Origin of the sequence: Methanobrevibacter sp., assembly GCF_017447225.1 — an archaeon.
Taxonomy (GTDB): Archaea; Methanobacteriota; Methanobacteria; order Methanobacteriales; family Methanobacteriaceae; genus Methanocatella.
The window spans coordinates 24,479-34,287 of sequence record NZ_JAFSNZ010000042.1 but is presented as its reverse complement, the minus strand read 5'-3'; the positions used below and the strand labels follow the sequence as shown (position 1 = coordinate 34,287).

The following is a 9,809-nucleotide window of genomic DNA, read 5'->3' as shown; positions in this document are numbered from 1 at the left end:
TCTTGCGGAATGGAACCAACACAGTTTGATGAACGTGTAAGATGGTTATTGCTTGCAAGACTTATTCCACTGGTTGAAAATAACTTTAATTTATGTGAATTAGGTCCTAGAGGAACCGGTAAATCACATATTTATAAGGAAATTTCACCGAATTCTATTTTAGTCTCAGGAGGTCAAACCACTGTTGCTAACCTATTTTATAATATGAATACCCGTCAAATTGGTCTTGTTGGAATGTGGGACTGCGTTGCCTTTGATGAAGTTGCTGGAATAAAATTTAAGGACCAGGACGGTGTCGCTATAATGAAAGATTTCATGGCATCAGGTTCATTTTCAAGAGGAAAAGAGGCAAAAAATGCAAATGCATCCATGGTATTTGTTGGAAATATCAACCAAAGTGTTGAATCATTATTAAAAACATCCAGCTTATTTGATCCATTCCCTCCAGAAATGGGAACAGACACAGCATTCTTTGATAGGATGCACTGTTATATTCCAGGTTGGGAAATACCAAAATACCGACCGGAATTTTTCACAGACGACTTCGGATTCATAACAGATTATTTATCAGAGTTCTTCCGTGAGATGAGAAAAAGATCATTTTCCGATGCATATCATGACTACTTCAAATTAGGTCATGACTTAAATCAAAGAGACACAATAGCCGTTAATAGAATGGTGTCAGGTCTTGTAAAACTAGTATATCCTGATGGAGAATTTGACAAGGAAGATGTTCGTGAAATCTTGGAACTTGCATTAGAATCTAGAAGAAGAGTAAAAGAACAACTCAAAAAGATTGGTGGAATGGAATTTTACGATGTAAACTTCTCATATATTGATATGGATGAAAATATTGAAAACTATGTTGGTGTATCAGAACAGGCCAGTTCAACATTAATTCCAGAAGGAGATTTAAAACCAGGACATTTATACTCTGTTGGAACGTCTGAAAATGGAAAGTATGGTGTTTACAAGTTTGAAACTAAGATGATGGCTGGTAATGGTAAGTTCACACCAAATGGAATTGGTTCTAAAAAAGATGTTACTGAATCTGTAAAGATAGCGTATGAATACTTTAAGTCAAATGGAAGTTCAGTCAGCGGACAGATTTCATACAAAGATAAGGATTATGTAATGCAGGTTAAAGATTTACATGGTGTTGGCATGACAAATCAATTAACTTTAGCGACATTTGTAGCATTATGTAGTGTTGCAATAAATCGCCAAATTATACCGTCCACAGCTATATTAGGTAACTTCTCTTTGGGAGGAACCATTGAAAAAGTTCCAAATCTTGCTGATGCTCTTCAAGTTTGTCTTGACAGCGGTGCTAAAAAAGTATTAATTCCAATGAGTTCATATGCCGATATTGCATTAGTGCCACCAGAATTATTCTCTAAATTCACGACAATTCCTTATAATACTCCTGAAGAAGCAGTTATGAAAGCATTGGGTGTAGAATAACTAAAAAATCTTAAAAAATTTTAAATGAGGTGTAATTATGGATAATGAAGAAGTATTTAATCAGCTTGTAGAAGTTTATAATAATAATGACATTGATTTATTCAATAAATTGAATGAAGAACATATGCTGGAATTGGATTCAATTGAAGAAATTGCTGATATTGAAGATAGGGAAGTATTAGATTTGGATGATGATTATTCATATGTTAAAAACTATACTTATTCCCGTTCAATTATTGATTTGGCTGATTATGAGAAGCATTTGCATTCTCTTGATTTGATGGATATTCATGTCAGATCTTATTCTCTTGTAATTTTTAATGTTATTCTGGGTTTACAGGTTACTTCCAATTTGGATTTAGTATTGGATATGCTTGATTTGAATATGCCTAAAGACATGGCTAAGGATTTTCTAATTTCAAACGGATTGGTTGAAAAAGGCGGTTCGAATAACAGGAAATTAAGGAAAACATTTAAAAAGTATGATTTAAATGAACTTAAGGATGAACTTGCTCTTCGATCTTTAAGCACTGACGGGAATAAAAATGCATTGGTTAACAGATTAGTCAATTATGAAAGTGAAAATAGCTATGTGGTTACCGATTATGGTATTCACAGATTTATGGGTGTTAATTGGGTTGCATTTTACAATGCCCTATTGGCTTATTTTGATTTTGATGATTATGAATATTACATGACTGAGTATGATACTGGTAGTGTGCTTGAAAACTCACTGAACTATCTTGATGAAAACATTAAAAAAGGATATGATGAGGAGGATTTCAACCGTTTGCATGATGCCTTTTCATCTTTGGCATTAATTAATATTAATGAGGAAGATTATGAAAATGCTTTATTTAATGAACTGAAAGTTTTCATTTTAAAATTAAATCCAGTATTTTTGGATAATGAAGAATTAAAGGATTATATTCCGATTCATCATTCAAACATTAACAATATCGATGCATTATCTGCTTTGGCTGAAATTGATGATTTAAAAGCAATTTTCAATGATGCCTGGGATGATATTAAATTTGATAAAAAATTAACATCAAAAGAAGATTCTTATAATTATCTTAATCAGGCTTTAAATGAGGATATTGATGAGTTAAATGATAAAATTACTTTGATAGTATGAACTGGAAGAAACATTTCTCACAACAGATTCTTGAGCGAGGTCAAAACTATTACGAATTGGATGCGGTTGAAATAATAAACGCAACCAATGACCATATTGATGCCAATGTGAGGGGTTATGATTTTTATAATCTGCGAATTACATTTAAGGATAATCAGATAGCCTCAATGTATTGCAGCTGTCCATATGAAGGCAACTGCAAGCATTTGGCTACAACCTTATATTACGCAGATAATCATCCCGAGCTTTTCAATCATAATCATGATGTGGAAAAAATCCTCAATAGCGTTAGTGAAGAGGATTTAAGAAAATTCGTGCTTCAGGAATTTCTAAATGATGATAATCTCTTCAACAGATTTAAGGTGTTCACAGATTCTAAAATTGATGATGACTTTTATATCAATAAGCTTAAAAAGTCCTTTTCCAATTCAGTCAATGTAATAAAATTCATTGATGAGGATTTGGATTCATTAATTGAACACGAACAGTATAATTTGGTTTTCACTTTATGTGATTTGCTTGTCGCCTATCTTGAAGAGTTATATGATGAGCATAACTGGAATGCTTTTGACAATATTTTATACAAATTGGATGATATTATGATGGAATTATTCAATTCAGGTCAGGAAAATAAAACTTTGGAGTTTCTGGCCAACATTATTCTGAATAATCATAATCTTGATATTTTGGAGAGGTTTACTGATATTTACTCTAGAATAGGTGATGTTGAAAAGTTATTTGAAGATAGTAGATAATTTATCATCGAAAATTACATTTACTTTCCTGATTTTTTCATAACAGTCCATATCTGTATCTTTTACTATATCTTCTATCTGTTTGCTGAATCCCATTTGAATTTCATATTTATCAAACATTAATTCATAGTCATAATTGTCGTGTTTTTCAAATTCATTAGCTTTTAACTTTTCAATAAACTGATTTAATAAGTCTACAATTTCTGTTTGTCTTTGAATTTTATAATATTCTTTTAATTCTTCATATGCTTCAATTAATGTATCTTTTTCATAGCACACTTCAAATACTTGATCAAGGTATTTCTTATATTCTTCCATATTGTAGTCATATTTACTTAATCTGGCCATATTAAGTAATGTCTGGGCATTTACAGGATTCAATTTCAATGCTTCTTTTAATATTGCTCTGCTTTTTCCTCTTTCAAAAGAAATCAGGCAGTATCCGTAATTGCTTAATAATTGTGCATAATCGTCCTGTGGTGGTATTATCTTTTTGTTTTGGCTGGTGTAGAGTGTATTGAATACTTTCTGTTCAATTTCATTTCTGAAGTTGTAGAATATGTCTGCGGATGTTTCTTGTGAAGAATATAATAATGGTGCATCAATTTTTTTAAATGGAATTTCAAATCCGTATTCATTTGAATTGGAAATTTCACGCAAATATTTTTCTAATTTTTTTGCGGCATATAAAGGATATTTTTCCATTATCGGATTTATCTCCTGAAGTATTTTTGATACGTTATTTCCCAAATAAAATTCGTCATTTTCAATTAATTCCTTATTAAAACCTAAGAGGATATTGTTATTTATTATATTGTCCTTAATTTCCAGAATGATATTCTCATCATACTGGTTCATCAATCCAATCAGTGATTTTAAATCTTTTGATAGTTTTTCATCATTTGTAAGTTCACTTAATCTGTTATAAATTTCACAATGTATGACAATATCTGTATTATAAAGCAGAGCTTCCTTTAAAAGTGAAATTGCCAAATCAATATTTTTCTCTCTCACATTTAAATCAGATAATATGATATGGGATTTCACATTCATCGGATTTAGGGATAATGAATTTAAAATGCACTCTTTTGCATCCTCATATAAATCTAATTTTATAAGACATTCTGCTTTTAAATTAAATATTTCGCAGTAATTGTGATTTTGAGGTATTAATTCAATTAATTCAGAGCTATTATTATATTTCGCATATAATTCATGTTCATTATCATTGAAGTAATAATATGATTTCACAGGTGAATTGAAGTATAATGGAGGATATTTTTCAAGAAACTCATTGATTAATTCAAGTGATTTTACATAATCTTCACATTCATTGACTTTTTCAATAAGTTCATTGGATGGGATATCTTTTGACATTATTTCATTAATGTTAATCAGTTTTCTAAGCTCTACTCCTATGGAATCCCTTTTCAATCCAAATGTATCATCCCTGATGTTTAGAAGTTCATTAATCAGGAACTTCTTATCCTTTTCATCATCACCGCTTATGTTAAATTTTATAAATCTTGAATAATCATTATCAATATCCAAATAATCATTGAATTGTGTGAGTTCATCAAGAATAATTGCCGCACTGTCATCAAATACTTCTTTCGGATAAATTATGTCGTTGAAAATTTCCCCACGGGGATTAATTTTAATTTCATCATCGATTTCGGCTGTTGTGAGAAAGACAAAAAAGACGGATCCCGTAACCTGCCTGTAGCAATAGGTAACAATATTTCTATCTTCAAAATCTTTTATTAAAACATATGAACCCAATAACTCTTCTTCACTATATTCTTTTATTAATTTATATTTTGATTTGATTTCAACATCATTTCCTTTTAATTCATCCATTTTTAAGTTAAACTCACAGATATTATCTTCAAGATTTTCATAATATTTGTAATCATCACTATCATTATCCAGCTGATTTTTGGCATCATCAATTATTGAAATGATTTTTTTGTTAAATGAAACCTGGAAATTATAATTTTTAAAGATATCAAAAGCTTTTAGATTGATTCTGTCAAATGATTCAAATGTAACATCTGCAGTAAATGCAAGTATTATATCAGATTCATCCTCCTTATTTTCAAGTTCCAGATTCATTTGAAATGCACGATATACATTTAACAAATCTTTAATATCATATGAAATGCTTTCCAGAAATACTAATAATTTATAATCAACAGTGAAATTATGCTCCAAATAAATATTTATGATTCTCATATGAATATTAAATGAATATGGGTTAAATTCCAGAGCTTTTTTATAAAAGGTAATAGCTTCTTTATAATTATTCAGACTTTCATGACAAAAGCCGTATAAATAATATAAGTAAGGATAATTCTTTTCTTTTGAAAATAAAATATGATTTTCATCAAAATCTGAGCTTTCATAATATAATTCCATTTCAATATGATTATGGAACATGAAATAATTTTCGGATCCATCCAGTGGATTATCATTGAAAAAAGTTTCTAATTTTTTAACAGCATCTTCATACTGGTTGTTTGCGATTAAAATTTTGATATTTTCTGTAATTCTTTCTAAATCAACACCATAAAAAAAGCTTTTAATATATGCATTATAATTTATTGCTTTTTTGTATAATTCATAATCATTATCTTTTAAAATAGCAATCATTTCATTGTCAAATGTAATCGGAACATCCTTGTCATTTATATAATGAATGTCTTCGGTAATGTCATGATTATTATCTCTTTTAACAAAATTAGTTAAATGATGGTATAATAGAAAATCTCCCTTTTCATATTGATAAATTGAAAGTACTAAATAAGTTTCATAAAAATGCTGGCTTTTATAGTTGAATTTAAAAATATTATATAAAATTTCTTTAATTTTATCAAAATTATCATATCTTTTATAACAGTTACATAATGCTAGTTGAATTTCTGGTGAAATCGGATTGATTTTTTTAGCAATTTTTAAATTCTTTTGTGCTTCATCAAAATCTAAAACATGGCTATATGCAATTGCAAGAACTAAATATAAATGGCTTATAGGACTGATTTCACAGTCAATCGGACCATAATATTTCTCATAAAGTTCTTTTTCTACAAGATTTATGAATGAAATTCTTTCACTGTCAATATTAGCTGAATTATCTTTTAAAAAGGAGGTGATATTTGAAATCACTTCATTAAATTTCTTTGAAGTTAATAATTCAAAAGATTCTTTTACTAATGAATTTAAAGATTTATCATACATTTTTATCACTTTATATGTGTTTTTTGAAGTTATAATCCAATATAAGCAATAATGCTTTCAACTTCATCCTTATTTAATATCTCTAAAGATTTGCTTTCACATTCATTAACAATAGATTCCACTTCAAAGCTTGCATTTTCCTGTAAAAAATCGTATCCGTGCTCGTCAGCCACTAATTTTAAAACATAGCTGGCTAAATATATATCATCAATGTATCCGTAGGGACCGTAGACCTGTTCAGAAATAATATCATCTGGTGTGACGTAGTATGCTATGGCGCCACATATTGGCAATCGTAGTGAAGAGTCAATTTCAGCATTCAATAAATCACATAAAAGTTTAAACAGATTTGGTCCGTAGTTAATGAAGGATTCGTATTCTCCTTTATAATTTTCCAGATTTTCTGTGAGAGTGTCATAAAAATCCTTAAATTCCTTATTCATATTTAATAGTATTAAAATTATAATATTTAAATATTATATTGTTCTAATATTATATATAACAGGTGAATAAAATTGTCCAATTTTGATTTTTTAAAGGATTTCGATACCACTTTGTGGAAGCTGGGAATGAGAATTGAAAAGCAGGTCAGCATTTCCCCGTCCGGGGTGAAGGCCGACGCCACGACTTTTCTTGAACACATCCTGAAGCAATACTTAAATTCAGTTAACATCCCATACAATTCACGAAAGAACTTCTCAGACCAAATCGATGCGGTCTACAGGCTTGACGGAATTGCCTACGGCTTTAAGGAAAAAATCAAAACAGCCTATAACATGAGAAGCCATATTCATGACAATTTTGAAGAGATTGAGAAAAACGAGTATGTCGTTGCCCTGCAGCTTCACGAAAGGCTCTTTTACATCGCCAAGAAGTTCTACCGTGACAGCGATGAGTATGACCAGTACAGGGGTGTTCCCGAATACAGGCCTTTAAAATTGGATTTCACAGATGATGAAATTGAGCTTATGGAGATTCCGGATTTTACTGAAATCGTTGAGTTCAGCTATGACTACTGTGTTGTGTGCGGTGAGCCTAACCATTCAAATTACTCCATTTTCTGTGAAAAATGTAACAGAGATATAGAAAATGCAAACAATTTCATAAGCATCAGAAACAGCTTCGGAAAGGACGCCAGATTCACCAAGGAAGATTTAATCGAATACGGAATCCATGAGGGCTATGTTGCTCCGTTAATCAATTCACTAGTTAAAAGTAACTTGTTCAAAGTAAAGGGAAGATTCATTGAATTCAACAATATGAACATCGACTCCTACATGTCAAGAATTGATTCATACATTAAAATCGGCGAATTGATTACCAAGTTCAGGGAAGATAAAATCACGCCAAAAGAAATCAAGGATACAAAGCAATACCGTCAGGGAAGCTTCAGACAGGACCCTTATTATCAGTTCTATAAGGTAATCAATGATGAAATCATAAGCAAGTTCGAAAAGGATTTATTAACCACTGAAAACATCTGGGCAAGCATTGAATATACCACCATCCCCGAAAAGGACTTGAAAAGATGGTATAAGATCAATCTCAACAGGTACCGGAAAAATGATTTCAACGAATCATTTGAGATATTCAACAGGCTTCTCATTGATGATTATCTCTCCCTTAAAAGGCAGGGTATCAAAAACTCAGAAATCAAAAGAAAACTGAACATTTCAGATGAGATGCTTGAGTTTTTCCCTAAATTCGATCCGGATTTTGAAGAGGAGCTCTCCCAAATCAAAAAGGATCTGATTTTAAATCTTTTAAGCAAAAACTATTCAAAAGAGCAGGTCATAAAAGAGGCCGGAATCACCAGAAAGGAATATGACGATTTGGTCAAATACTCAAAATTCAAGAAAAACGAATTCGGCCAGGAATATGAAAAAATCATCAAAAAAAGAAAGGAACAGCTTTTAAGCTACCTTACAAACAATGACTTGAAAAATTCATGCAAACTCACAAAAATCACCGTTGATGACTTTTACAGATGGTTTGATGAAGCAAAAATCGATTCGGATTTCTACATAAAATCAAACCGGATTCTGATGGATAAATATTTAAGTGAGAGAAAAACCGGAAAAACAAAATCCGAAGCCTGCAAAGCAATTTATATGGATGAAGCAATCGTCGACAAATGGCTTAAGAGGAAAAACAAACTCTTTGATAAATTCAAGGACGATAACGTAAAGGTAATTGCTGAACTTATTTTAAAAGGATTTAAAAAAGGCATGACCAAAAAACAGATTTCAGATAGCGTTGAGGTGTCAGTCCATGAGATAAACACTTTCCTTTTTCTTGGAAAAAGAGGCTCAAAAGTATACTGTGAGCTTTATCAATACTATGAAGGCGAAGTTGTTCCGGAACAGCTTTCAAGGTTCATGGAGGAGATTAAAAGAAAGCCCTTCAACAAGGCTCTTGACAGCATTGACTTAACAAAAGACGAGCTCAATCTATGCTATGAAAGTAACGCAGATTTCCATGACGAGTACATGGAGTTTAAAAAGGACAAGTATGTTGAAGAAATCCTCAGCGGAAGAGGTCATGACACTTCACTTAAAAGATCAAATTTATCCGATGATGAATATCTTCAGTTAAAAGAAAGAATCGATGAAATATTATTGCATGAAAGGATGGAAATAGTCAAAAGAGAAATCCGAAATGACAGCAAAACGGATGTTGCTGCAAAACGTGCCGGTGTAACATTTGATGATGTATACGACTGGTACTATAAAGGCAAAAGTGATGAGAAATTCAGGGAATTTTCAGAATTTTTCTACTCACACTATATGGAGCCTAATATATTATGGGTAAACAAACTGTTAAGAAAAAATCAGTCCATAGAAAAGATTTTAAGAATATTCGACATTAATTTCACCGAAGATGACCTTAAAGTATGGCAGGACGACGGACTGATTACTCAGGAAAATATTGTAATAGATCTCACGGATAAAGATAATGATAATGAAGGAATGTCAGTTTTAGACGCTCATGGTGATAAATTATATGCAAATGAAAATGATGACAATACTTTACTGTCTGATGATAAAAATTCAGATTTATATGAAGCTATGCAAAAGGGTGATGATAAAACGGATTTCTTCTTCAATATGAAAAATCCTTCAAAAACTTCAACCATTTTGAAAAAGGATGGAAAGGAAATCGAGAAGCTCAAAAAAGAAATGATGGGACATAAAAAAGATTAATTGGAGGTATTT

Annotated in this window: 6 protein-coding genes; 4 read left to right on the top strand and 2 right to left on the bottom strand. The window is 31.0% G+C overall.

What is annotated here, in order from left to right; genetic code table 11:
* The 3 genes from brxL to IJQ68_RS04265 form a co-directional block, all read left to right on the top strand.
* On the top strand, positions 1-1,464 hold a 1,464-nt coding region (gene brxL / locus IJQ68_RS04275), incomplete at its 5' end, for a protease Lon-related BREX system protein BrxL (RefSeq protein WP_292797401.1).
* Positions 1,465-1,501: 37 nt separating this feature from the next.
* Positions 1,502-2,602, top strand: coding sequence for an SAP domain-containing protein (locus tag IJQ68_RS04270; protein ID WP_292797398.1), 1,101 nt, complete (start codon positions 1,502-1,504; stop codon positions 2,600-2,602).
* Positions 2,599-3,357 carry an SWIM zinc finger family protein gene (locus tag IJQ68_RS04265; RefSeq protein ID WP_292797395.1) on the top strand — a complete coding sequence of 253 codons (759 nt, stop codon included), beginning with the start codon at positions 2,599-2,601 and terminating at the stop codon, positions 3,355-3,357. The genes IJQ68_RS04270 and IJQ68_RS04265 overlap by 4 nt, the downstream gene beginning before the upstream one ends.
* On the opposite strand, the gene IJQ68_RS04260 is transcribed toward IJQ68_RS04265, so the two are convergent.
* Both IJQ68_RS04260 and IJQ68_RS04255 read right to left on the bottom strand, forming a co-directional pair.
* Positions 3,337-6,594, bottom strand: a complete 3,258-nt coding sequence (locus IJQ68_RS04260) for a tetratricopeptide repeat protein (protein ID WP_292797393.1) — start codon at positions 6,592-6,594, stop codon at positions 3,337-3,339. The two genes, IJQ68_RS04265 and IJQ68_RS04260, sit on opposite strands and share 21 nt — an antisense overlap.
* A 29-nt stretch (positions 6,595-6,623) precedes the next feature.
* A complete protein-coding gene (locus IJQ68_RS04255; RefSeq protein ID WP_292797390.1) occupies positions 6,624-7,037 on the bottom strand; it encodes a DUF1232 domain-containing protein in 414 nt (137 codons plus the stop codon).
* 72 nt (positions 7,038-7,109) lie between these two features.
* Here IJQ68_RS04255 and IJQ68_RS04250 point away from each other — a divergent pair, with 72 nt between their 5' ends.
* Positions 7,110-9,797, top strand: a complete 2,688-nt coding sequence (locus IJQ68_RS04250; protein WP_292797387.1) for a hypothetical protein — start codon at positions 7,110-7,112, stop codon at positions 9,795-9,797.
* Positions 9,798-9,809 lie beyond the last annotated feature (12 nt).